Raw genomic sequence first — 24465 nt, 5'->3', positions numbered from 1 at the left:
AATCCGCCGCCATGACTCGTACTCGATCCCCCCGCACTCCAAAAAAACCACCTTCCAGGGGCCTGAGCCCGTGGCTGGGCTGGGCCCTTAAACTCAGTCTGGTCGGCCTCGTGGTGCTCGCCGGATTCGCGGTTTACCTCGACGCTATCGTCCAGGAAAAATTCTCCGGCAAGCGCTGGACTATCCCGGCCAAGGTGTATGCGCGCCCGCTCGAGCTGTTCACCGGCCAGAAGCTGAGCAAGGATGACTTCCTCACTGAGCTCGACGCTTTGGGCTACCGACGCGAAAGCGTGAGCAACGGCCCGGGTGCTGCGTCGGTCAACGGCAATACCGTCGATTTGAATACCCGTGGCTTCCAGTTCTATGAAGGCCTGGAGAAACCTCAGCCCGTGCGCGTGCGGTTCTCCGGTGACTATGTAGCAGAGCTCTCGGCGACCGACGGTTCGAAGCTTTCGGTAGTGCGGCTGGAGCCGCTGATGATCGGCGGAATTTACCCCAAAAACCTGGAAGACCGCATCCTGATCAAAATCGATCAGGTGCCGCCTTATCTGCTGGAAACCCTGATTGCCGTGGAAGATCGGGATTTCTATAGCCATTGGGGCGTGTCACCCAAGTCGATTGTTCGAGCCGTCTACGTCAATACCTCTGGCGGCAAGATGACCCAGGGCGGCAGTACGCTGACACAACAGTTGGTCAAGAACTTCTACCTGACCAGTGAACGCAGCCTATCGCGCAAACTCACTGAAGCCATGATGGCGATGTTGCTTGAGCTGCATTACGACAAACGAGACATTCTTGAGGCCTACCTCAATGAGGTGTTCGTTGGTCAGGACGGCCAGCGTGCAGTTCACGGTTTCGGTCTGGCCAGCCAGTTCTTCTTCGGACAGCCGTTGTCGGAACTGAAACTGCATCAAGTTGCCATGTTGGTGGGGATGGTCAAGGGGCCGTCGTATTACAACCCGCGTCGCAATCCTGAGCGGGCGCTGGAACGCCGCAATCTGGTGCTCGATGTCCTTGAACAACAAGGCGTCGCCACCGCTGAGCAGGTCGCTGCCGCGAAGAAAATGCCACTGGGTGTGACGACGCGCGGCAAGCTGGCCGACAGTTCGTTCCCGGGTTTTATCGATCTGGTTAAGCGCCAGTTGCGCGAAGACTACCGCGACGAAGACTTGACCGAAGAGGGGCTGCGGATCTTCACCAGTTTCGACCCGATTCTGCAGATGAAAGCCGAAGCCTCCGTCAACGACACTTTCAAGCGTCTGTCCGGTCGCAAGGGCTCCGATGACGTCGAGGCGGCCATGGTCGTGACCAACCCGGAAACCGGTGAAGTCCAGGCCATGATCGGCAGTCGTCAGGCCAGTTATGCCGGATTCAACCGTGCACTGGATGCGGTGCGCCCCATCGGTTCGTTGATCAAGCCGGCGGTTTATCTGACGGCGCTTGAGAAACCGAGTCAGTACACCTTGACCAGTTGGCTGTCGGACGAATCCTTCTCTATCAAAGGCGCGGACGGTCAGGTGTGGAAACCGCAGAACTACGATCGCCGTTCCCACGGTACGGTGTTCCTGTATCAGGGGCTGGCGCATTCCTACAACCTGTCGACTTCGCGTCTCGGCTTGGCATTGGGTGTACCGAATGTCCTCAAGACCCTGGCTCGCTTGGGCGTGACTCGTGAGTTTCCGGCGTTCCCGTCGATGTTGCTGGGCGCGGGTGGCATGACGCCGATTGAAGTGGCGACCATGTACCAGACCCTCGCCAACGGTGGTTTCAATACGCCGATGCGCGGGATTCGTAGCGTATTGACCGCCGAAGGCGAACCGCTCAAGCGCTATCCGTTCCAGATCGAACAGCGTTTTGACCCAGCGTCCATTTACCTGATCCAAAGCGCCATGCAGCGGGTCATGCGTGAAGGTACCGGCAGTTCGGTTTACAACGTGTTGCCCAAGACCCTGACTCTGGCCGGCAAGACCGGTACCAGTAACGATTCCCGGGACAGCTGGTTCGCCGGTTTCAGTCAAGACTTGCTGGCGGTCGTCTGGCTGGGCCGCGATGACAACGGCAAGACGCCGTTTACGGGTGCCACCGGTGCCTTGCAAGTCTGGACCAGTTTCATGCGTAAGGCTGATCCGCTGCCGCTGGACATGCCGCAGCCGGACAACGTTGTTCAAGCCTGGGTCGATTCGCGTACCGGGCAAGGCTCCGATGCGGGCTGCCCAGGCGCTGTACAGATGCCGTATATTCGCGGCAGCGAACCACCTCCCGGTGCGGCTTGTGGTGGCGAAGGCCCTGCTTCCGGTGAAACGGTGATGGATTGGGTCAAGGGCTGGATGAATTAAGCAAAGAGGGATTCAAGTGAACAAGTGGTTGATACCAGCAGTTGTCACCGTGGCGTTGCTCAGCGGTTGCTCCACCGTACAACGTGGTTCGATTCCGGTTGAGGATGCCGGTACGACTGTGTCCAACAGTGAGCGGATTTCGGCGAATGGTGGCTTTCGCAAGACGACTGTGAAGCGTCCTGTTCAAGGCCAAACCCAACCCCAAACCCAAGCGATTCCGCAAGGCGACACTGGCGTGGTGGTGATGATTCCGGGTGGCGGTGCCGTCACCTCGGCGCCGATCAGTACCTCGCCAATCACGCCAGGCCCGATTACTCCAGGGCCGATCGATACGTCGCCGGCCCAGTCGGCACCGATCAATCAGGGCAGCTACAGCATGCCGTCGACGCCGAGCGGAATTCCTTCGGCGAGCGCTGGCGGCCTGTCGGCCGACGAGCAACTGGATGGTCCGGTGCTGGCGTTGTTGACCACGGCTCAGCAGCAACAGGCCAGTGGCGACCTCAATGGTGCTTCGTCCAGTCTGGAACGTGCTCAGCGCGTCGCGCCGCGTGAGCCGCAAGTGCTCTATCGTCTGGCTCAAGTGCGTATGGCGCAAGGGGATGCCGCGCAGGCTGAACAATTCGCTCGTCGTGGTCTGACGTTCGCCAATGGCCGTCCAGACCTTCAGGCCAGCCTTTGGGATTTGATTGCCCAGGCGCGTGACAAACAAGGTGATTCTGCCGGCGCAGCATTGGCCCGTCAGAAGGCCAAGGTATCGTTGTGATGGACGCACGTTTCCCGAAGATTGCTGAGCAACTGCTGCTAATTGAGCGTGAACTGCGAGTGCAGGGTTGGTGGGATGAGAATTCGCCTTCCGCTGAAGCGCTTTCCAGCGTCGAGCCATTTTCGGTCGATACACTGGATTTTGAGCAGTGGCTGCAATGGATCTTCCTGCCTCGGATGAAAATGATCCTCGAACAGGATCTGCCATTGCCCGCCGTATCCGGGATTCAGGAAATGGCCGAAATGGTCTTCGCCGCCCGTAATGTCCAGGGCAGGGATCGGCAGCTGCAAGTGCTGCTCAAAGAGTTCGACGTGCTGATCACCAACTCCCGCTAACTCCAATCTTTTGTAGGGCGGCTACTGAGGGTGATCAGCAGGCTGACCGTGAAGTAGATCGTTCGCATGTCATTTCCTAGTCATGAGTTGCGCAATCGAAGCTAACACAGTCGCTGTTTGGCGATTTTTTCTTGCTTTCTCATGTGCTTACTTCAATTAAGCACATAGACGACTTGACTTGCAGAGGACGAAACAGAAGAATCCAAAGTCCGCTGTAGAGGGACTGCCAGAAGCAGGCCCACTCAGCAGATCATGAGGCGCACACCCGCGCCGACTTGTTACACCCGCAACGCGTTACCTCGCGCTGGGTGGGAAAGGCCCGCAACACTTGGGACGATCCCAATACTTGCTCAGTCAGTGCTGACGTAGTCGGCGACCACCGTCGCTCATGCTCTGCTGAGAAGTAAACCTATTAAGACCCGTCCCGTTTTTGTGGGCGGTATTCTGGCGTTTTAGAGGTGAACAACGTGGAGCTTTTATCTGGCGGTGAGATGCTCGTCCGCTTCTTGCGTGACGAAGGCGTCAAATATATCTACGGGTACCCGGGTGGTGCTCTTCTTCATGTTTACGATGCCCTGTTCAAAGAACCGGAAGTGACCCACATCCTGGTTCGTCACGAGCAGGCTGCGACCCATATGGCTGACGGTTATGCCCGTGCCACCGGTAAAGCCGGCGTGGTATTGGTAACTTCCGGCCCGGGCGCAACCAACGCCATCACCGGTATTGCCACGGCCTACATGGACTCCATTCCGATGGTGGTCATTTCCGGCCAGGTGCCTAGCAGCATGGTGGGCACTGATGCGTTCCAGGAAACCGACATGATCGGTATTTCCCGGCCGATCGTGAAGCACAGCTTCATGATCAAGCACGCATCGGAAATCCCGGAAGTCATGAAGAAAGCGTTCTACCTGGCGCAATCCGGTCGTCCGGGCCCGGTCGTTGTCGATATTCCGAAAGACATGACCAACCCGGCCGAGAAGTTCGAATATATCTTTCCCAAGAAAGCCAAGCTGCGTTCCTACAGTCCGGCCGTTCGTGGTCACTCCGGGCAAATCCGCAAGGCGGCAGAAATGCTCCTGGCGGCCAAGCGTCCAGTGATGTACGCCGGCGGCGGCGTGATTCTCGGTGGTGGCTCCGCGCCGCTAACCGAATTGGCGAAGATGCTCAACCTGCCAGTGACCAATACCCTGATGGGGCTGGGTGCCTACCCTGGCACTGACCGTCAGTTCATCGGCATGCTCGGTATGCACGGCAGCTACACCGCCAACCTGGCGATGCACCACGCCGACGTGATCCTTGCGGTCGGCGCGCGTTTCGATGACCGCGTGATCAACGGCCCGGCCAAGTTCTGTCCGAATGCCAAGATCATTCACATCGACATCGACCCGGCTTCGATTTCCAAGACCATCAAGGCAGACGTGCCTATCGTCGGCCCGGTCGAGAGCGTCCTGACCGAAATGGTCGCGATTCTCAAGGAAATCGGCGAGACCCCGAACAAAGAGTCCGTTGCCAGTTGGTGGAAGCAGGTCGACGAGTGGCGCGGTGATCGTGGCCTGTTCCCTTACGACAAGGGCGATGGCAGCGTCATCAAGCCGCAGACCGTGATCGAAACCCTGTGCGAAGTGACCAAGGGCGATGCCTTTGTCGCTTCGGACGTAGGCCAGCATCAGATGTTCGCGGCGCAGTACTACAAGTTCAACAAGCCGAACCGCTGGATCAACTCCGGTGGCCTGGGCACCATGGGCTTCGGTTTTCCGGCGGCCATGGGCATCAAGTTGAGCTTCCCGGATGCCGACGTTGTCTGCGTGACGGGCGAGGGCAGCATTCAGATGAACATTCAGGAACTGTCCACCTGTCTGCAATATGGCTTGCCGGTCAAAATCGTCATCCTGAACAACGGTGTTCTGGGTATGGTTCGCCAGTGGCAAGACATGAGTTACGGCAGCCGTCACTCGCACTCGTACATGGAATCCCTGCCTGACTTCGTCAAGCTGGCAGAAGCCTATGGTCACGTTGGCGTGCGCATCACCGATTCGAAAGATTTGAAGTCGAAGATGGAAGAGGCGTTCGCCATGAAAGATCGCTTGGTGGTGCTGGATATTTCAGTCGACACCAGCGAGCACGTCTACCCGATGCAGATCAAAGACGGCTCCATGCGCGATATGTGGCTGAGCAAGACGGAGCGTACTTAATCATGCGACACATTATTTCCTTGCTTCTGGAAAACGAACCGGGCGCTCTGTCTCGTGTAGTTGGCCTGTTCTCGCAGCGCAACTACAACATCGAAAGCCTGACTGTGGCGCCAACCGAAGACCCGACCCTCTCGCGTCTGACGCTGACCACTGTTGGCCATGATGAAGTGATCGAGCAGATCACCAAGAACCTGAACAAGCTGATCGAAGTAGTCAAACTGGTCGACTTGTCGGAGAGTGCTCACATCGAGCGCGAACTGATGTTAGTCAAGGTCAAGGCTACCGGCGCCCAGCGTGCCGAGATCAAGCGCACTACCGATATTTACCGTGGACAGATCGTCGATGTCAGCGCCAGCGTATATACCGTTCAACTGACCGGTACCAGCGACAAGCTCGACAGCTTCATTCAGTCCATTGGCACTGCGTCGATTCTGGAAACCGTCCGTAGCGGCGTAACCGGTATTGCTCGCGGCGACAAAGTACTCAGCATCTAAACCAAATTAGCGAATGGCCTGAACGGCCTGGATATATAGGGGAATTTCATGAAAGTTTATTACGAAAAAGACTGCGACCTGTCCATCATCCAGGGCAAGAAAGTTGCCATCATCGGTTACGGCTCCCAGGGCCACGCTCAAGCGTGCAACCTGAAAGACTCCGGCGTTGACGTTACTGTTGGTCTGCGTAAAGGTTCGGCCACTGTTGCCAAAGCCGAAGCTCATGGCCTGAAAGTGACTGACGTTGCTTCCGCTGTTGCAGCTGCCGACCTGGTCATGATCCTGACCCCGGACGAGTTCCAGTCTGCCCTGTACAAAAACGAAATCGAGCCGAACATCAAGAAAGGCGCCACCCTGGCCTTCTCCCACGGCTTCGCGATTCACTACAACCAGGTTGTTCCGCGCGCTGACCTCGACGTGATCATGATCGCGCCGAAAGCACCGGGCCACACCGTGCGTTCCGAGTTCGTCAAAGGCGGCGGTATTCCTGACCTGATCGCGATCTATCAGGATGCTTCCGGCAACGCCAAAAACGTTGCACTGTCCTACGCAGCTGGCGTTGGTGGCGGTCGTACCGGCATCATCGAAACCACCTTCAAGGACGAGACCGAAACCGACCTGTTCGGCGAACAAGCCGTTCTGTGCGGTGGTACCGTTGAGCTGGTCAAAGCCGGTTTCGAAACTTTGGTTGAAGCTGGCTACGCGCCAGAAATGGCCTACTTCGAGTGCCTGCACGAACTGAAACTGATCGTTGACCTCATGTACGAAGGCGGTATCGCCAACATGAACTACTCGATCTCCAACAACGCTGAATACGGCGAGTACGTGACCGGTCCGGAAGTGATCAACGCCGAATCCCGTCAGGCCATGCGCAACGCCCTGAAACGTATTCAGGACGGCGAATACGCCAAGATGTTCATCAGCGAAGGCGCAACCGGCTATCCTTCGATGACCGCCAAGCGTCGTAACAACGCCGCTCACGGTATCGAAATCATCGGCGAGCAACTGCGCTCCATGATGCCGTGGATCGGTGCCAACAAGATCGTCGACAAAGCCAAAAACTAAGTCACGACCCTGTACGGAAAACGCGGCCTAGGCCGCGTTTTTTCGTTTGGAACGCCGCTTCTGGTATAAAGCTGCATCGTTTGTGGTCGAACCGTCGTCCCAGACACCTGTCGAAAACTTTCCATCCTGTTGCAAGGTAATGTCCATGAGCGAACGCCCCGAAGAGCCAAACCAGGCTTCTGACGCCGAAAGCCTGCTGCCCATCGATGAACATATCGAAGAAGGGCATGACGCTGAAGGCCGTAAAGTCCGGCATCGTGGTATCTATCTTCTGCCGAATCTGTTCACCACTGCGAACCTGTTCGCGGGATTTTATTCCATCATCAACTCGATGAGCGCCCAGGCGGCATTGAGTGCCGGTGATTCGGTCAATGCGAGCAAATACTTTGCTTTTGCCGCGATCGCGATTTTCGTTGCGATGGTGCTCGACGGTCTTGATGGCCGTGTGGCTCGCATGACCAATACTCAGAGTGCTTTTGGTGCTGAGTACGACTCACTGTCCGACATGGTCGCCTTTGGTGTCGCGCCGGCGTTGCTGGCATTTGGCTGGGCCTTGGGTGATATGGGCAAGGTTGGCTGGATGGTCGCCTTCATCTATGTAGCGGGCGCTGCGCTGCGTCTGGCGCGCTTCAACACTCAGGTCGGCACCGCGGACAAACGCTATTTCATCGGTCTGGCCAGCCCGGCGGCGGCGGGTGTGGTTGCCGGGATAGTCTGGGCGTTCAGCGATTACGGCATCCAGGGATCGAAGATGTCCTTCCTGGTTGCGCTGATGGTTGCAGCTGCCGGCATGCTGATGGTCAGCAATATCAAGTACAACAGCTTCAAGGAACTGGACTTGAAAGGGCGCGTGCCTTTCGTGGCGATCCTTGCGGTGGTGCTGGTGTTTGCTGTGGTCTTCAGTGATCCGCCACGCATTCTGCTGCTGGTGTTCCTCGCTTACGCGGCCTCTGGCCCGGTGCAATACCTGTTGCGCCTTCGTCGGCACAAAAACGCCGAGTGATGTAATTTCCCTCATACTCCGCAGTCTATTGGTGCAACTGTTCTCCAATGCTGCGGAGTTGCCATGCTGATCAAAGTCCCCAAAGCGTCTGACTGCCATGAGTCGGACGTCACGCCTGAATCCTTCTATCTATCCCGTCGGAATGTTCTCGGCGCTGCCGTTGCAGGTTTGGCTGTCAGTAGCCTGCCGCGCTGGGCCGGTGCCGAAGAGGCTGCGCGCTATGCGGATGTCGAGCCTGGCAAGACGCCTTCCTGGTTTACCGAAAAGCTTCCTTCTACTAAATGGGGAGCGGTCGCCGTCAAAGACGAAGCGATTACGCCATTCAAGGATGCAACCCACTACAACAACTTCTATGAGTTCGGTACTGATAAAGGCGACCCTGCTGCCAATGCGGGGGCGTTAAAGACTGAGCCGTGGAGCGTAGTGGTGGATGGAGAGGTGGGTAAGCCGGGGCGGTATGCGCTGGAAGACTTCATGAAGCCTTATCAATTGGAGGAGCGGATCTATCGTCTTCGCTGTGTTGAAGCCTGGTCGATGGTCATTCCTTGGATAGGGTTCCCCATCTCGGCCTTGCTCAAGCAAGTCGAGCCGACCTCCAAGGCGAAGTACATCCGTTTCGAAACACTCGAAGATCCCAAGAGTATGTCGGGTCAGCGGTCAGGCTTTGCCCTGATTGACTGGCCGTATGTAGAAGGGTTGCGTCTGGATGAAGCGATGAACCCACTGGCGATTCTCGCGGTAGGCATGTACGGGCGTGAACTGCCAAATCAGAATGGAGCGCCGCTGCGTCTGGTGGTGCCCTGGAAGTACGGTTTCAAGAGTATCAAATCCATTGTGCGTATCAGTCTGGTCAGCGAGCAGCCGAAAACCACCTGGCAGAGCATTGCCGCGGATGAGTATGGTTTTTACGCGAACGTGAATCCCACGGTCGATCACCCGCGTTGGACTCAGGCGCGGGAGCGCCGTTTGCCCAGTGGTCTGTTCAAGCCCAATGTGCGCGACACGCAGATGTTCAACGGCTACGCGGATGAAGTCGCCTCTCTATATACAGGGCTCGATTTGCGGAAGAGCTACTGATGCGTTTTCCGGTTTGGCGTATTGGTGTCTTCATTGCGGCAGCGGTGTGGCCGCTACTCTGGTTGTATCAGGCGTGGGTTGATGTGCTGGGTCCTGATCCGGGCAAGGTGCTGGTCGATCGATTGGGGTTGGGGACGCTTGTTCTGCTACTCATTACGCTCAGCTTGACGCCTCTGCAAAAACTCTCCGGGTGGGCAGGGTGGATTGCGGTGCGAAGGCAGTTGGGTTTGTGGTGCTTCGCGTATGTGGTTTTGCATTTAAGCGGCTATACGGCGTTCATTCTTGGGTTCGACTGGTCGCAACTGGGTGTTGAGTTGCGCAAACGGCCGTACATTATCGTCGGTACTGTGGGATTTCTGTGTTTGTTGGCGTTGGCGGTGACCTCCAATCGCTACAGTCAGCGGCGTTTGGGCGTGCGCTGGAAGAAGCTGCATCGCCTGGTCTATGTGGTTCTCGGGCTTGGGTTGCTGCATATGCTGTGGATTGTTCGTGCCGATCTGAAGGAGTGGGCGGCGTATGCCTCTATAGGGGGGGTGCTATTAGTGCTGCGTATACCGGTAGTTACTCGTCGAATCCCGCGTTTAGTGGCTAAAAAGGCGACGTCTGTACGAAAGGCGTAATTAAAGGTTGACGGCAGATTCTGGATGTCTATAATTCGCCCCACTTCCGGCGCAGTCGAAACGGAAAACTCCTTGGTAAACAAAGAGTTATGCAGTTTTCGGCAGCAAGCGGCTTCAGTTTATCGAAGCCCGAAAGGAGTTGAAAAAGAGGTGTTGACAGCAGCGTGTAACGCTGTAGAATTCGCCTCCCGCTAACGAGAGATCGAAAGCGCAAGTGGTTGAAGTTACAAAGGAAACTTTGAAAACTTCTGAAAATAACCGCTTGACAGCAACAGAGGCTGCTGTAGAATGCGCGCCTCGGTTGAGACGAAAGATCTTAACCAACCGCTCTTTAACAACTGAATCAAGCAATTCGTGTGGGTGCTTGTGGAGTCAGACTGATAGTCAACAAGATTATCAGCATCACAAGTTACTCCGCGAGAAATCAAAGATGTAACCAACGATTGCTGAGCCAAGTTTAGGGTTTCTTAAAAACCCAAAGATGTTTGAACTGAAGAGTTTGATCATGGCTCAGATTGAACGCTGGCGGCAGGCCTAACACATGCAAGTCGAGCGGTAGAGAGAAGCTTGCTTCTCTTGAGAGCGGCGGACGGGTGAGTAATGCCTAGGAATCTGCCTGGTAGTGGGGGATAACGTTCGGAAACGAACGCTAATACCGCATACGTCCTACGGGAGAAAGCAGGGGACCTTCGGGCCTTGCGCTATCAGATGAGCCTAGGTCGGATTAGCTAGTTGGTGAGGTAATGGCTCACCAAGGCGACGATCCGTAACTGGTCTGAGAGGATGATCAGTCACACTGGAACTGAGACACGGTCCAGACTCCTACGGGAGGCAGCAGTGGGGAATATTGGACAATGGGCGAAAGCCTGATCCAGCCATGCCGCGTGTGTGAAGAAGGTCTTCGGATTGTAAAGCACTTTAAGTTGGGAGGAAGGGCAGTAACCTAATACGTTGCTGTCTTGACGTTACCGACAGAATAAGCACCGGCTAACTCTGTGCCAGCAGCCGCGGTAATACAGAGGGTGCAAGCGTTAATCGGAATTACTGGGCGTAAAGCGCGCGTAGGTGGTTCGTTAAGTTGGATGTGAAAGCCCCGGGCTCAACCTGGGAACTGCATTCAAAACTGACGAGCTAGAGTATGGTAGAGGGTGGTGGAATTTCCTGTGTAGCGGTGAAATGCGTAGATATAGGAAGGAACACCAGTGGCGAAGGCGACCACCTGGACTGATACTGACACTGAGGTGCGAAAGCGTGGGGAGCAAACAGGATTAGATACCCTGGTAGTCCACGCCGTAAACGATGTCAACTAGCCGTTGGGAGCCTTGAGCTCTTAGTGGCGCAGCTAACGCATTAAGTTGACCGCCTGGGGAGTACGGCCGCAAGGTTAAAACTCAAATGAATTGACGGGGGCCCGCACAAGCGGTGGAGCATGTGGTTTAATTCGAAGCAACGCGAAGAACCTTACCAGGCCTTGACATCCAATGAACTTTCCAGAGATGGATTGGTGCCTTCGGGAACATTGAGACAGGTGCTGCATGGCTGTCGTCAGCTCGTGTCGTGAGATGTTGGGTTAAGTCCCGTAACGAGCGCAACCCTTGTCCTTAGTTACCAGCACGTAATGGTGGGCACTCTAAGGAGACTGCCGGTGACAAACCGGAGGAAGGTGGGGATGACGTCAAGTCATCATGGCCCTTACGGCCTGGGCTACACACGTGCTACAATGGTCGGTACAGAGGGTTGCCAAGCCGCGAGGTGGAGCTAATCCCAGAAAACCGATCGTAGTCCGGATCGCAGTCTGCAACTCGACTGCGTGAAGTCGGAATCGCTAGTAATCGCGAATCAGAATGTCGCGGTGAATACGTTCCCGGGCCTTGTACACACCGCCCGTCACACCATGGGAGTGGGTTGCACCAGAAGTAGCTAGTCTAACCTTCGGGAGGACGGTTACCACGGTGTGATTCATGACTGGGGTGAAGTCGTAACAAGGTAGCCGTAGGGGAACCTGCGGCTGGATCACCTCCTTAATCGACGACATCAGCTGCTCCATAAGTTCCCACACGAATTGCTTGATTCATTGAAGAAGACGAAAGAAGCAGCCTGTATCGGTTTGTAGCTGAGTTGGTTAGAGCGTACCCCATGCTTTGTGGTCAAGAGCAGGGTGAGATCGGCCTGAGTAGCTCGAAATTGGGTCTGTAGCTCAGTTGGTTAGAGCGCACCCCTGATAAGGGTGAGGTCGGCAGTTCGAATCTGCCCAGACCCACCAATTTTGTGTGGGAAACGCCTGTAGAAATACGGGGCCATAGCTCAGCTGGGAGAGCGCCTGCCTTGCACGCAGGAGGTCAACGGTTCGATCCCGTTTGGCTCCACCACTACTGCTTCTGTCGGTATAAAGCTTAGAAATGAGCATTCCATCGAATGATGGTGAATGTTGATTTCTAGTCTTTGACTAGTTCGTTCTTTAAAAATTTGGGTATGTGATAGAAAGATAGACTGAACGTTACTTTCACTGGTAACGGTTCAGGCTAAGGTAAAATTTGTGAGTTAAATTGCGAATTTTCGGCGAATGTCGTCTTCACAGTATAACCAGATTGCTTGGGGTTATATGGTCAAGTGAAGAAGCGCATACGGTGGATGCCTTGGCAGTCAGAGGCGATGAAAGACGTGGTAGCCTGCGAAAAGCTTCGGGGAGTCGGCAAACAGACTTTGATCCGGAGATGTCTGAATGGGGGAACCCAGCCATCATAAGATGGTTATCTTAAGCTGAATACATAGGCTTAAGAGGCGAACCAGGGGAACTGAAACATCTAAGTACCCTGAGGAAAAGAAATCAACCGAGATTCCCTTAGTAGTGGCGAGCGAACGGGGACCAGCCCTTAAGTGGCTTTGAGATTAGCGGAACGCTCTGGAAAGTGCGGCCATAGTGGGTGATAGCCCTGTACGCGAAAATCTCTTGGTCATGAAATCGAGTAGGACGGAGCACGAGAAACTTTGTCTGAATATGGGGGGACCATCCTCCAAGGCTAAATACTACTGACTGACCGATAGTGAACTAGTACCGTGAGGGAAAGGCGAAAAGAACCCCGGAGAGGGGAGTGAAATAGATCCTGAAACCGTATGCGTACAAGCAGTGGGAGCCCACTTTGTTGGGTGACTGCGTACCTTTTGTATAATGGGTCAGCGACTTATTTTCAGTGGCGAGCTTAACCGAATAGGGGAGGCGTAGCGAAAGCGAGTCTTAATAGGGCGTCTAGTCGCTGGGAATAGACCCGAAACCGGGCGATCTATCCATGGGCAGGTTGAAGGTTGGGTAACACTAACTGGAGGACCGAACCGACTACCGTTGAAAAGTTAGCGGATGACCTGTGGATCGGAGTGAAAGGCTAATCAAGCTCGGAGATAGCTGGTTCTCCTCGAAAGCTATTTAGGTAGCGCCTCATGTATCACTGTAGGGGGTAGAGCACTGTTTCGGCTAGGGGGTCATCCCGACTTACCAAACCGATGCAAACTCCGAATACCTACAAGTGCCGAGCATGGGAGACACACGGCGGGTGCTAACGTCCGTCGTGAAAAGGGAAACAACCCAGACCGTCAGCTAAGGTCCCAAAGTTATGGTTAAGTGGGAAACGATGTGGGAAGGCTTAGACAGCTAGGAGGTTGGCTTAGAAGCAGCCACCCTTTAAAGAAAGCGTAATAGCTCACTAGTCGAGTCGGCCTGCGCGGAAGATGTAACGGGGCTCAAACCATACACCGAAGCTACGGGTATCACTTAGGTGATGCGGTAGAGGAGCGTTCTGTAAGCCTGTGAAGGTGAGTTGAGAAGCTTGCTGGAGGTATCAGAAGTGCGAATGCTGACATGAGTAACGACAATGGGTGTGAAAAACACCCACGCCGAAAGACCAAGGTTTCCTGCGCAACGTTAATCGACGCAGGGTTAGTCGGTCCCTAAGGCGAGGCTGAAAAGCGTAGTCGATGGAAAACAGGTTAATATTCCTGTACTTCTGGTTATTGCGATGGAGGGACGGAGAAGGCTAGGCCAGCTTGGCGTTGGTTGTCCAAGTTTAAGGTGGTAGGCTGGAATCTTAGGTAAATCCGGGATTCTAAGGCCGAGAGCTGATGACGAGTGTGCTTTTAGCACACGAAGTGGTTGATGCCATGCTTCCAAGAAAAGCTTCTAAGCTTCAGGTAACCAGGAACCGTACCCCAAACCGACACAGGTGGTTGGGTAGAGAATACCAAGGCGCTTGAGAGAACTCGGGTGAAGGAACTAGGCAAAATGGCACCGTAACTTCGGGAGAAGGTGCGCCGGTGAGGGTGAAGCATTTACTGCGTAAGCCCATGCCGGTCGAAGATACCAGGCCGCTGCGACTGTTTATTAAAAACACAGCACTCTGCAAACACGAAAGTGGACGTATAGGGTGTGACGCCTGCCCGGTGCCGGAAGGTTAATTGATGGGGTTAGCTAACGCGAAGCTCTTGATCGAAGCCCCGGTAAACGGCGGCCGTAACTATAACGGTCCTAAGGTAGCGAAATTCCTTGTCGGGTAAGTTCCGACCTGCACGAATGGCGTAACGATGGCGGCGCTGTCTCCACCCGAGACTCAGTGAAATTGAAATCGCTGTGAAGATGCAGTGTATCCGCGGCTAGACGGAAAGACCCCGTGAACCTTTACTATAGCTTTGCACTGGACTTTGAATTTGCTTGTGTAGGATAGGTGGGAGGCTTTGAAGCGTGGACGCCAGTTCGCGTGGAGCCAACCTTGAAATACCACCCTGGCAACTTTGAGGTTCTAACTCAGGTCCGTTATCCGGATCGAGGACAGTGTATGGTGGGTAGTTTGACTGGGGCGGTCTCCTCCTAAAGAGTAACGGAGGAGTACGAAGGTGCGCTCAGACCGGTCGGAAATCGGTCGTAGAGTATAAAGGCAAAAGCGCGCTTGACTGCGAGACAGACACGTCGAGCAGGTACGAAAGTAGGTCTTAGTGATCCGGTGGTTCTGTATGGAAGGGCCATCGCTCAACGGATAAAAGGTACTCCGGGGATAACAGGCTGATACCGCCCAAGAGTTCATATCGACGGCGGTGTTTGGCACCTCGATGTCGGCTCATCACATCCTGGGGCTGAAGCCGGTCCCAAGGGTATGGCTGTTCGCCATTTAAAGTGGTACGCGAGCTGGGTTTAGAACGTCGTGAGACAGTTCGGTCCCTATCTGCCGTGGACGTTTGAGATTTGAGAGGGGCTGCTCCTAGTACGAGAGGACCGGAGTGGACGAACCTCTGGTGTTCCGGTTGTCACGCCAGTGGCATTGCCGGGTAGCTATGTTCGGAATAGATAACCGCTGAAAGCATCTAAGCGGGAAACTAGCCTCAAGATGAGATCTCACTGGGACCTTGAGTCCCCTGAAGGGCCGTCGAAGACTACGACGTTGATAGGTTGGGTGTGTAAGCGCTGTGAGGCGTTGAGCTAACCAATACTAATTGCCCGTGAGGCTTGACCATATAACACCCAAGCAATTTGCGTCGAAAGGCCAGATTGCGGTGTGTGAAGACGAAAGAACCGAAAGTTCGAAAGCAACGCACAAATCTATTGCATACCCATTCGCTGGAGCGTGATCTCGCAAGAGAGCACGAGCTGGCTACCGAATTTCTTGACGACCATAGAGCATTGGAACCACCTGATCCCATCCCGAACTCAGCAGTGAAACGATGCATCGCCGATGGTAGTGTGGGGTTTCCCCATGTGAGAGTAGGTCATCGTCAAGATTAAATTCCGAAACCCCTATCTGCGTATGCAGGTAGGGGTTTTGTTTTGTCTGCAGGAAAGTACGCCTCTGTTTAACGCACAAATTGGCGCAGTTATTTTCGACTCATACCTCTAGAATAGGTCCAACTTTCTCGGAGCCAGAGCCTTTATGCCAGATTCGGTTGACGCCCCAAGGCTGTCAGAATTACCGCTGGACGATTTGGTCGCATGTCATGAGTGCGACTTGCTGATGCAAAAGCCCGAACTCGCCCATGGCGAGAAAGCGCTGTGCCCGCGCTGCGGTTATGAGCTCTACGCCCATCGGCACAACGTCGTGCAACGCAGTCTCGCCTTGGTCATCGCCGCGTTATTATTGTATGTGCCGGCGAACTTTTTACCCATCATGGAGCTCAATCTACTCGGGCAATCGTCGAAGGACACCGTCTGGAGCGGCGTTGTCGCCTTGTTCGATACGGGCATGCAAAGCGTTGCGGTGATTGTGTTTCTTTGCAGTATGGGAATCCCATTACTCAAACTGCTCTGCCAATTGGCAGTCTTGTTGAGTATTCGCTTTGATCTCGGACGCAGCTACGGCTTGCTGCTCTATCGCATTTATCACCATTTACGGGACTGGGGAATGCTTGAGGTTTACCTCATGGGCGTTCTGGTCGCGTTCGTAAAGCTGGCAGATATGGCAGCCATTAGCGTAGGTCTTGGTCTGGTGTGCTTTATCAGTTTGCTGTTGGTTCAGGTCGGGTTGGAGGTAGTGATGTCGCCTCATCAGATCTGGCAGGCTTTATCAGGAGAGGATGCCCATGCGGGCGATTGATGCAGGCATTCTGATTTGTGCGGAATGCCATGAGTTGAACAAGCAGGAAGCTGACACCGACGAGCAAGTCTGCACCCGTTGTGGTGCGCTGGTTCATGCCCGTCGCCCGAACAGCCTGGTGCGCACCTGGGCGCTGCTGATTACCGCTGCGATTCTCTACATTCCGGCCAACATGCTGCCGATCATGACCATCAATTCACTCGGCAAGGGCGCCCCAAGCACCATCATGTCCGGCGTGATTGACCTGGTTCATTACGGCATGTTTCCCATCGCGGCAGTTGTGTTCATTGCCAGTATTCTAGTGCCGACGTTCAAACTGGTGGGCATAGGGTTGCTGCTGTTTTCGATACAGCGCCGCCAGCCACTCTCGGCTCGCCAACGTATCTGGATGTACCGCTTTATCGAGTTCATTGGCCGCTGGTCGATGCTGGATATCTTTGTGATCGCCATCCTGGTGGCGGTCGTGAATTTCGGACGGCTTGCCAGCATTGAAGCCAATCTTGGCGCCATCGCCTTCGCCAGTGTGGTGATTTTGACGATGCTTGCCGCAGTTTCTTTCGATCCCCGACTGATTTGGGATAACACGGAGTCGGACGACGACCATGACTGATTTGCCTACAGCGAAAACCCGACCGGCCTCGAACTGGTCAGCCATCTGGATTCTGCCTCTGATCGCCTTGATTATCGGCGGCTGGCTTGGCTGGCGTGCTTATAACGAGACAGGCATCGAGGTTCAGATACGTTTCGAAAGTGGCGAAGGCATCCAGGCCAACAAGACCGAAGTGGTCTACAAAGGTATGTCCGTCGGTAAGGTAAAAGCCCTCAAACTCGATGACGAAGGCGCCTCCAAAGGCGTGATCGCGACTGTCGAGATGAATAAGGATGTCGAGCAATACCTCAAGACCAGCACGCGCTTCTGGCTGGTCAAGCCGAGCGTGACCCTGGCGGGTATCACTGGTCTGGAAACGTTGGTCTCAGGTAATTACGTGGCGATCAGCCCTGGTGAAGGTGAACCCACTCGCAAATTCAAGGCGCTGGCCGAAGAGCCGCCTTTGTCTGACGCCAAGCCGGGTTTGCACCTGACCATCAAGGCTGATCGCCTCGGTTCTCTGAACCGCGGCAGCCCTGTGTTCTACAAGCAGATCAAGGTCGGCGAGATCAAAAGCTACGTGCTTTCGGAAGACCAGAGTACGGTCGAGCTCAAAGTTTTCATTGAACCCACCTACGCCAATCTGGTGCGCAAACACACGCGTTTCTGGAACGCCAGTGGCATCAGCATCGACGCCAATCTGTCCGGTGTGAAAATTCGCAGTGAGTCGCTTGCCAGCATCGTCGCCGGTGGTATCGCGTTCGCCACACCGGATAACCGCAAAGACAGTCCGCCCACCGATCCTAGCTTGCCTTTCCGTCTTTACGAAGACTTTGACGCTGCGGCTGCCGGCATTCGGGTCAAGGTCAAACTCACCGACTTTGAAGGCCTGCAAGCTGGTCGTACGCCGGTGATGTACAAAGGTATTCAGGTCGGCAACCTTAAAGCGCTGAAGATCGATCCGGACCTGTCCGGTGCCACTGCTGAACTGACCCTCGATCCATTGGCTGAAGATTATCTGGTCACCGGCACACAGTTCTGGGTAGTCAAACCGTCGATTTCCCTCGCGGGTATCACCGGTCTGGAAGCGTTGGTCAAAGGTAACTACATCGCAGTGCGTCCTGGCGATAAAGGTTCAGCACCGCAGCGCGAATTCGTGGCGCGGCCCAAGGCGCCGCCACTGGATCTGCGATCGCCGGGCCTGCACCTGGTATTGTTTACTGAAAACCTGGGATCGCTGGAAGTCGGTAGCCCGATTCTCTACAAGCAGGTCAAGGTCGGTTCGGTCCAGAGCTATCAATTCTCCAAGAAAACCAAGCAACTGGTGATCGGTGTTCACATCGAGAAGGAATATGAAGGACTGGTCAACGCCTCCACGCGTTTCTGGAATGCCAGCGGCATCACGCTCACGGGCGGACTGACGGGCGGGATACAGGTCAAAAGTGAATCGTTGCAAAGCCTGATGGCTGGCGGTATCGCTTTCGAAACACCGGAAGCCAAGGCGCCGCTGCAAAAGAAAGTTCCGCGTTTCCGTCTGTTCGCCAACCATGATGAGTCCAATCAGAAAGGCACCGTGGTCACCATCAAGGTTGAGCGCGCCGATGGCTTGCGTAACGGCACACCAGTACGATTCAAAGGGCTGGATGTCGGCAAGATTGAGGACGTTGACCTCACCGATGATCTGCAATCGGTACTGCTCACCGCGCGGATCACCGAAGTGCCGGAGCACATTGCCCGGGTGGGTAGTCAGTTCTGGGTGGTCAAACCTGAACTGGGTCTGATCAAGACCACCAACCTCGAAACTCTGGTGACCGGCCAATATATCGAAGTGCAACCTGCACCGAAGAACCTTGGCCCGCAGAAGAACTTCGTAGCATTGGCTAACCCGCCGGAAAGCAGCAAGCAGGAAGCCGGCTTGAGCTTGGTGCTGAGTGCCGCCCGCCGAGGTTCACTGAAAACCGGTGTGCCGGTGACGTACCGCGAAATCACCGTCGGCAAGGTCACTGGCTATGAACTCGGGCAGACTGCGGATCGTGTGTTGGTACACATTCTGATTGAGCCGAAATACGCGCCGTTGGTGCGTAGCGGCACGCGTTTCTGGAACAGCAGCGGTTTTGGTATCGACTACGGCTTGTTCAAAGGGGCAACGGTGCGCACCGAGTCGCTGGAGACGCTGATTCAGGGGGGCATCGCCTTTGCCACGCCGGACGGTGATCGCATGGGTAGCCCGGCGCGGGCTGAACAAACCTTCCCGCTGTTCGACAAGTTCGAAGATGAGTGGCTGACCTGGGCGCCGAAGATCGCAATCGGCAAGTAGTCTATCGGTGCCGGTGCCTGTGCCGGTGCCTGTGCTATCGCGAGCAGGCTCGCTCCCACATTAAATCCGGTGCATACCGAACCATTGTGGGAGCGAGCCTGCTCGCGATGGGGCCCTCAAATGCGGCGAGACACTCCCATAAAAAAGGCCGCGATCCATTGGATCGCGGCCTTTTCGTATCTGACGGTTTAACTCAGACTACATCCAGCTCCGGCTCATCAGCTTGCACTACAACGTTCGCCTTCACTTCATCATGACGACGAATGTACTTCCAGTCCGCCTCGTCGATGTAGATCCCGTTCGGCCCGCTGCCACCTTCCAGGTCAATCGCAACACTGGCGCAAACCTGCGGTTTCACGCTCGCCAGGATCGGCACGAAGCCCAGTTGCAAACTCGTTTCCAGCAGCGCTGCCTGGTTCTTCTCGTCGATGTCCGCCGCTTCGTCGAGGTAGTACGGTAGGCGCACGCGACCGGCCTGGTCGCGGTCCATCAAGTGCAGCAACAAGTACATGTTGGTCAGCGCCTTGATGGTCATCGTGGTGCCGTTGGAAGCGGCGCCGTCGATGTCGGTGTGGATCACCGGCTGACCATTGACCTTGGTGATCTCGAAGGCCAGTTCGAACAAGTCCTTGAGGCCCAGCTGGTTGTGGTTGGCCGCCACCAGCCGTGCCAGGTATTCCTTGGCTTCTTCGTTCTTGTTGTCCTGCTCGGCGCTTTGGCTCAGGTCGAACACGGAGAGGGTTTCGCCTTCTTCGTACTGGCCGGCGCTGTGGATGATCTGGTCGATGTGCTTGAGCGCTTCCTTGTTCGGCGCGAGCACGATGCGGAAGCTTTGCAGGTTGGAGACCTGACGCTTGTTGATCTCGCGGTTGAACAGCGCCAGTTGATGCTCGAGGCTGTCGTAGTCGCTACGAATGTTGCGCAGGGTCCGGGCGATGTCGGTAACCGCTGCACGACGCGCCTTGCCCAGTGTCAGGGCTTCATCGGTGCGGTGCGCGTAGGCGTTGATCAGCAATTGCAGACGGCGTTCCATATCGTCTTCGCTGTCGAATTTGGCCACGCCTTTGAGGCGGACCTGTGCGTACAGCGCTTCGATCTGACCGTCGCTGCGCAGCAAACCTTGCCAGCTGTCCTGATAGTCATTGAGCAGCGGCAGCAGGTTGTCCATGGAATCGTCGATCGGGTCCATGAACGGCGTGCCAAAAGGCATGTCTGCCGGCAACAGCTGACGTCGGCGCAGGGCGTCGTCGAGGGTGCGCTGCTTGGCTTCCATGTCGCCGATTTGACGGCCGACCAATTGCAGCTTGGCCGACAGTTGCTGAACGCGTTCGGTGAAGGCGTCGCTGGAACGCTTCAATTCGTCCTGCGCCGCTTCCATCTGTGCCAGTTGCTCAAGCTTGTCGCCTTCCTCGGCGCTCAGGGTTTGCGCGCGACGGAAATCTTCCAGGGCTTTTTGCGCATCCAACACTTGCTGGTACAGCGCTTCGGTCTGGGTCTTGCTCGCCGCGCGGTCGGCGGCCACGGCCTGCTGGGTCTTGAGTTGCTTGAGTTCTTTGTCCAGACGCTCTTTCTGATCGCGCAACGCGGCACGGTCAGCCAGGGCTTGCAGCGCTGGCGGTTCGATGTGCGAAATGTCGATGGACAGGCCCGGCACTTCGAAGCGCTCGCCTTTGAAACCGTCGAGGATCAGCTCCATGGATTTGACCCACTGGCCGTCCTCGTCCAGCGTAATGCCGTGCTCACCCAGCGGCAGGCTGAACAAAGCGCTATTGAACAGACGCATCAAACGCTCGACGTCCTGCTGCGAGAACTCTTCACGCAGACGGGCGTAGCTGTTGTTATCAGCGTGATCGAGCTGCTGCTTGACCGACTTGAGGCGTTTTTCCAGATCCCGCAGGCGTTCTTCCAGATCTTCGGCAGAGAACTGCCGCGACTGTGCCAACGCACCAGCCAATTCATCGTGAGCGTCCTTGGCCGCCAGCAGTTGCTGCTCCAGCACTTTGACGTCATCGACCAGCGCGAAGCGATGCTTGAGCACCGACAACTCGCCGAGCCAGCGCTGGATGCCGGTGATTTCCCGTTCCAGGCGCATCAGTTCTTGCGTGCCGCCGCGCTGATCGTTTTGTAGCGCGTCCTGCTCGTTGCGGTAATGCTCGGCCTGAATCGTCAGCTCTTCCTTGCGCGCACTGGCGTAGTCCGACCAGGTGCCGAGCAAGGAATCGAGCAGCGGCGAGATCCGGTGCAGTTTGCCGCGCAGGATATTGCGCTGGGCCACGCCAGCGGCCAGTGCTTCAACCAGCGGGCCGGCAGTGACCAGCGAGTTGTAGTCCTGTTCCATCCGCCGCACATCGCGGAACGCTTCTTCGCACGCGGCGATGTAGTCGACGCTGCCGGAACGCAGGCTGTGCTCAAACGCATCGAGGAACAGCTGCTTGAGCTTGGCCGCGGTGATTTCGCGCATGTGCAGCAGGTTGATGAACAGGGCGCGGAAGGTTTTCAGGCTTTGCTCGCTGGTGGAGCGCAGCGGGATCAGCGTCAGGTCCAGCGGAATCGAGGTGTGACCACCGACCAGCAAGCGACGCAGCTCATCAGGCTTCAACTCGTAGGCTTTCAGGCCTTCGCGCTCAAGGTTGGTGAACAGTTCTTTCTGGCGCAGGCAGGTGTCGTTCTTCTGGTAATGCGCCAGATCCAGTTTGCCGGCATAGGCAAAGAACTGGTGACCGAAACCACCGCCCGGGCCGCGACCGACCACGCCGATCACGTGCGGGCCGTGGGGCAGCGACACTTCAACCAGGATGTAACTGGTGTCCGAGGCGAAGTAGAAACGCCGGGATTGTTCCAGGCTGTACTTACCGAAACTCATGTCCGACATGCGCGCCAGAATCGGGAACTGCAAAGCGTTAATCGAGGCGGATTTGCCGAGGTTGTTCGCGCCGTAGACCGACAGCGGCTCTTCCAGCGGAAACAAGCCGAGGCTGTAACCGGCGGTATTCAAAAGGGCAAAGCGGCGAATGCCGTAGCGTTCCTTGCTCATGCGTCGATCTCCTGTTCTTCGGCAATGGCGCGGGCCATGGCGTCTTCTTCGCTTTCTTCTTCGAAGTCAGTCAAATCCAGCGGATCATCAGTTTTCAGCAGCTTTTCGTCGCTGTCGTCATCGATCAGCACCGGGACCGGCAATGGCAGCACACTGTGCAGGCTGGCCGCCAGATCGCGGTCTTGCTGAACCGACAGGCAGACGTCGAGGAAGCGGTGCATCGGCGGCAGGAAACGGTAGATGCCGTTTTCTTCGCCGGCGAATCCGAGCTGGGTCATGCGGCGCATGATCTTTTCTTCGAGTTCTTCGACCATCTGCACTTCCGCCTGGATGAACAGGTCGCGGTACTTTTCCAGTAAGGAAGGCAATTCATCGCGGCCGAGGCTGCCACCGTCGAGCACGGCAACCGGGTCACGGCCCTGATCGGCCAGGTGCTCGACGAGGATGAAGGTGAACAGCGCCAGTCGTTGCGCGGTCTTGTTCACTGCGGCGGCGGCGAGGTCCGGCACGAAGTAGTAGAAACCCCGGGTGTCGCAGACCAGTTCAAATCCCAACGCCTTGAACAGCGTGCGGTACTGGTCCTGGAAGTTCGACAGTTGCGCGTACAACTCCGGGTCGCGGCGACTGACGTGGTAGCCCTTGAACAGTTCGCGAAAGATCGGCGCCAGCTGGGACAGTTCGTTTAGATCAAGATGCATGTGGGATGCTCGCAGAATCCTCGGCGGCGGTGTCGCCGGCCGAGAGCAGGGCGAAGGAGCGCAGGCTGACCTGGTGCTCATGAGTGTGGTAATCGCGGCGTTCCAGACGCTCGCGTTTGAAGCGCTTCTCCCGCGACAGGCGCGAGAACCAGTACAGCAATTCGTCGGTCGCGCCGTCCGGCTCCTGCTCCAGCAGCCAGGTCATCAGGTCCGGCATCGGCAGGGCGTCTTCGCAGCGTTCGAGCATTTCGCGAACGGTACGTGGCGCGCGCGGGGCTTCGCCTTTCTGGGTCTTGTGGGCCTTGGGGAAGCGCGCCGGTTTCGGTTCGAAACGGGCCAGCGCATACACGTAGGCTTCGACCTGACTCGCACTGCCGAGGAACGTGCTTTGCGGGCGAGTGAACATTGGCATCGCGGCTTGCGGTACGGCGTCGATGCCTTTGCGACGAATAGCCGACAAGGCCAGCGCCGCGCCGCGAGTTACGGCGTTGTGGCGACGGGCTTCTTCACGCAGCGGCAGCAACAGTTCGCGGGCATGACGCAGGGTCAATTGGGCGCTGGTCTGCATTTCGAGGATGCGCGCGTGGGTGCGCAGCAGCATGTCGTCATCGACCAGATGGCCGAGGCGCTGCTGCTCGCTGAGCATCTTCAGTAGGACGGTTTCGACCTTTCGTACGCCTTGTTCGAAGGCGCCGTCGGCGTTCACCAGGTCAATCATAGGCTCGACGTATTCGTCCCAGGTCGCCAGCACTTCAGCATAACGTTGACGCAAAGGAATCTGTCGGTCGCTGGTTTTCGCCCTTTCGGCGACGGCCACCAGCGCCTGTTCATCGTTATCGAGTTTTTTCAGTACATCGCGTACGCGCATATCGAGCAAGCGCAATTGGCGCGCCAGATCGTGGCCATCACGAATGTCGAAGGCGTCCTGGATATAACCGGCCAGGCGCTCGAGATGGCGCAAGTAGGCTTCGATTTCCAGGCACAGGCCCAGTCGGTGCTCACGGCGCAGATAGGCGAGGAAGTCGTGGATCTGCGCATTGAGCTCGAAACGGTTCGGGCTTTTCGCCACGGGAACCAGAATGTCGAGGCGGATCCACACGTCCAGCAGGCTGGTGATGTCCTGCGGCGTACTGTCGAGTTGCTGGGCGGCCAACTGTGAACGCAGTTCGTTGAGGCTCAATGTGCCTTGGTCGAAGTGCTCGCACAGTGGCTCCAGAAGTGCCCAGTGTTCAGCGAGGGCGCGCAAGACGCGCTTGGGTTCGATCATCGGAATGGCCGGCTGGTTGGCGATTAAAAGCCGCGATTGTACTGCATCGCAGGCGATGCGATTCACTCTCGGGACAGACTGTAGGTTTTCTATCGATCAAGCGCGG

The 24465-nt window shown here is 56.1% G+C and carries 15 protein-coding genes, 2 tRNA genes and 3 rRNA genes; 17 read left to right on the top strand and 3 right to left on the bottom strand.

All coding sequences use genetic code 11. The features are described 5' to 3' along the window. Nucleotides 1–11: 11 nt before the first annotated feature. The 17 genes from mrcB (at nucleotide 12) to AC3ISI_RS24470 (ending at nucleotide 19360) form a co-directional block, all read left to right on the top strand. On the top strand, nucleotides 12–2336 hold the full coding sequence (mrcB, locus tag AC3ISI_RS24550) for a penicillin-binding protein 1B (protein WP_489334183.1): 2325 nt from the start codon (nucleotides 12–14) through the stop codon (nucleotides 2334–2336). Between the two features lie 16 nt (nucleotides 2337–2352). Then, nucleotides 2353–3099 carry a tetratricopeptide repeat protein gene (locus AC3ISI_RS24545; RefSeq protein ID WP_489334182.1) on the top strand — a complete coding sequence of 249 codons (747 nt, stop codon included), beginning with the start codon at nucleotides 2353–2355 and terminating at the stop codon, nucleotides 3097–3099. Continuing rightward, nucleotides 3099–3434 (top strand): YqcC family protein, encoded by a 336-nt coding sequence (locus AC3ISI_RS24540; protein ID WP_489334181.1) that lies wholly within the window; start codon nucleotides 3099–3101, stop codon nucleotides 3432–3434. The genes AC3ISI_RS24545 and AC3ISI_RS24540 overlap by 1 nt, the downstream gene beginning before the upstream one ends. A gap of 467 nt (nucleotides 3435–3901) precedes the next feature. Next, on the top strand, nucleotides 3902–5626 hold the full coding sequence (locus AC3ISI_RS24535) for an acetolactate synthase 3 large subunit (protein WP_477791509.1): 1725 nt from the start codon (nucleotides 3902–3904) through the stop codon (nucleotides 5624–5626). A gap of 2 nt (nucleotides 5627–5628) precedes the next feature. Next, nucleotides 5629–6120 (top strand): acetolactate synthase small subunit, encoded by a 492-nt coding sequence (gene ilvN / locus AC3ISI_RS24530; RefSeq protein ID WP_003176102.1) that lies wholly within the window; start codon nucleotides 5629–5631, stop codon nucleotides 6118–6120. Between the two features lie 48 nt (nucleotides 6121–6168). After that, nucleotides 6169–7185, top strand: coding sequence for a ketol-acid reductoisomerase (gene ilvC, locus AC3ISI_RS24525; RefSeq protein WP_007948647.1), 1017 nt, complete (start codon nucleotides 6169–6171; stop codon nucleotides 7183–7185). Nucleotides 7186–7330: 145 nt separating this feature from the next. Then, nucleotides 7331–8188, top strand: coding sequence for a CDP-diacylglycerol--serine O-phosphatidyltransferase (gene pssA, locus AC3ISI_RS24520; protein ID WP_007948646.1), 858 nt, complete (start codon nucleotides 7331–7333; stop codon nucleotides 8186–8188). A gap of 63 nt (nucleotides 8189–8251) precedes the next feature. Beyond that, a complete protein-coding gene (msrP, locus tag AC3ISI_RS24515) occupies nucleotides 8252–9265 on the top strand; it encodes a protein-methionine-sulfoxide reductase catalytic subunit MsrP (RefSeq protein WP_489334180.1) in 1014 nt (337 codons plus the stop codon). Further along, a complete protein-coding gene (msrQ, locus tag AC3ISI_RS24510) occupies nucleotides 9265–9885 on the top strand; it encodes a protein-methionine-sulfoxide reductase heme-binding subunit MsrQ (RefSeq protein ID WP_489334179.1) in 621 nt (206 codons plus the stop codon). Before msrP ends, msrQ begins: the two co-directional genes overlap by 1 nt. Nucleotides 9886–10372: 487 nt before the next feature. After that, nucleotides 10373–11909, top strand: a 16S ribosomal RNA gene (locus AC3ISI_RS24505). A gap of 162 nt (nucleotides 11910–12071) precedes the next feature. Then, nucleotides 12072–12148: transfer RNA gene (locus AC3ISI_RS24500), tRNA-Ile, on the top strand. A 30-nt stretch (nucleotides 12149–12178) separates the two neighbouring features. Further along, nucleotides 12179–12254 (top strand) — tRNA-Ala (locus AC3ISI_RS24495). Nucleotides 12255–12489: 235 nt separating this feature from the next. After that, nucleotides 12490–15381, top strand: a 23S ribosomal RNA gene (locus AC3ISI_RS24490). 148 nt (nucleotides 15382–15529) lie between these two features. Continuing rightward, nucleotides 15530–15645 (top strand): 5S ribosomal RNA (gene rrf, locus AC3ISI_RS24485). The 16S, 23S and 5S rRNA genes sit together here with 2 tRNA genes alongside, the layout of an rRNA operon. Before the next feature lie 149 nt (nucleotides 15646–15794). After that, entirely contained in the window at nucleotides 15795–16454 is a 660-nt protein-coding gene (locus AC3ISI_RS24480) for a paraquat-inducible protein A (protein WP_489334178.1), read from the top strand. Continuing rightward, entirely contained in the window at nucleotides 16441–17064 is a 624-nt protein-coding gene (locus tag AC3ISI_RS24475) for a paraquat-inducible protein A (protein WP_223519818.1), read from the top strand. The genes AC3ISI_RS24480 and AC3ISI_RS24475 overlap by 14 nt, the downstream gene beginning before the upstream one ends. Continuing rightward, complete coding sequence (locus tag AC3ISI_RS24470; RefSeq protein WP_489334177.1) at nucleotides 17057–19360, top strand: PqiB family protein; 2304 nt, start codon at nucleotides 17057–17059, stop codon at nucleotides 19358–19360. The genes AC3ISI_RS24475 and AC3ISI_RS24470 overlap by 8 nt, the downstream gene beginning before the upstream one ends. Nucleotides 19361–19553: 193 nt before the next feature. Here the strand turns inward: AC3ISI_RS24470 and mksF are convergent, their stop codons facing one another. From mksF to mksB, 3 genes are read right to left on the bottom strand one after another with little or no spacing between them, the layout of a single operon-like run. Beyond that, the gene (gene mksF / locus AC3ISI_RS24465) at nucleotides 19554–22394 is read right to left on the bottom strand and encodes an Mks condensin complex protein MksF (protein WP_489334176.1); all 2841 of its coding nucleotides are present in this window, start codon (nucleotides 22392–22394) and stop codon (nucleotides 19554–19556) included. Beyond that, nucleotides 22391–23092, bottom strand: a complete 702-nt coding sequence (gene mksE, locus AC3ISI_RS24460) for an Mks condensin complex protein MksE (RefSeq protein ID WP_489334175.1) — start codon at nucleotides 23090–23092, stop codon at nucleotides 22391–22393. The genes mksF and mksE overlap by 4 nt, the downstream gene beginning before the upstream one ends. Then, on the bottom strand, nucleotides 23082–24359 hold the full coding sequence (gene mksB, locus AC3ISI_RS24455) for an Mks condensin complex protein MksB (RefSeq protein WP_489334174.1): 1278 nt from the start codon (nucleotides 24357–24359) through the stop codon (nucleotides 23082–23084). The genes mksE and mksB overlap by 11 nt, the downstream gene beginning before the upstream one ends. Between the last annotated feature and the right edge of the window lie 106 nt (nucleotides 24360–24465).

The organism is Pseudomonas sp. GL_139_B, from assembly GCF_057834475.1.
Note: the sequence above shows the minus strand (reverse complement) of the source record. Positions and strands in the feature narration are given on the sequence as shown.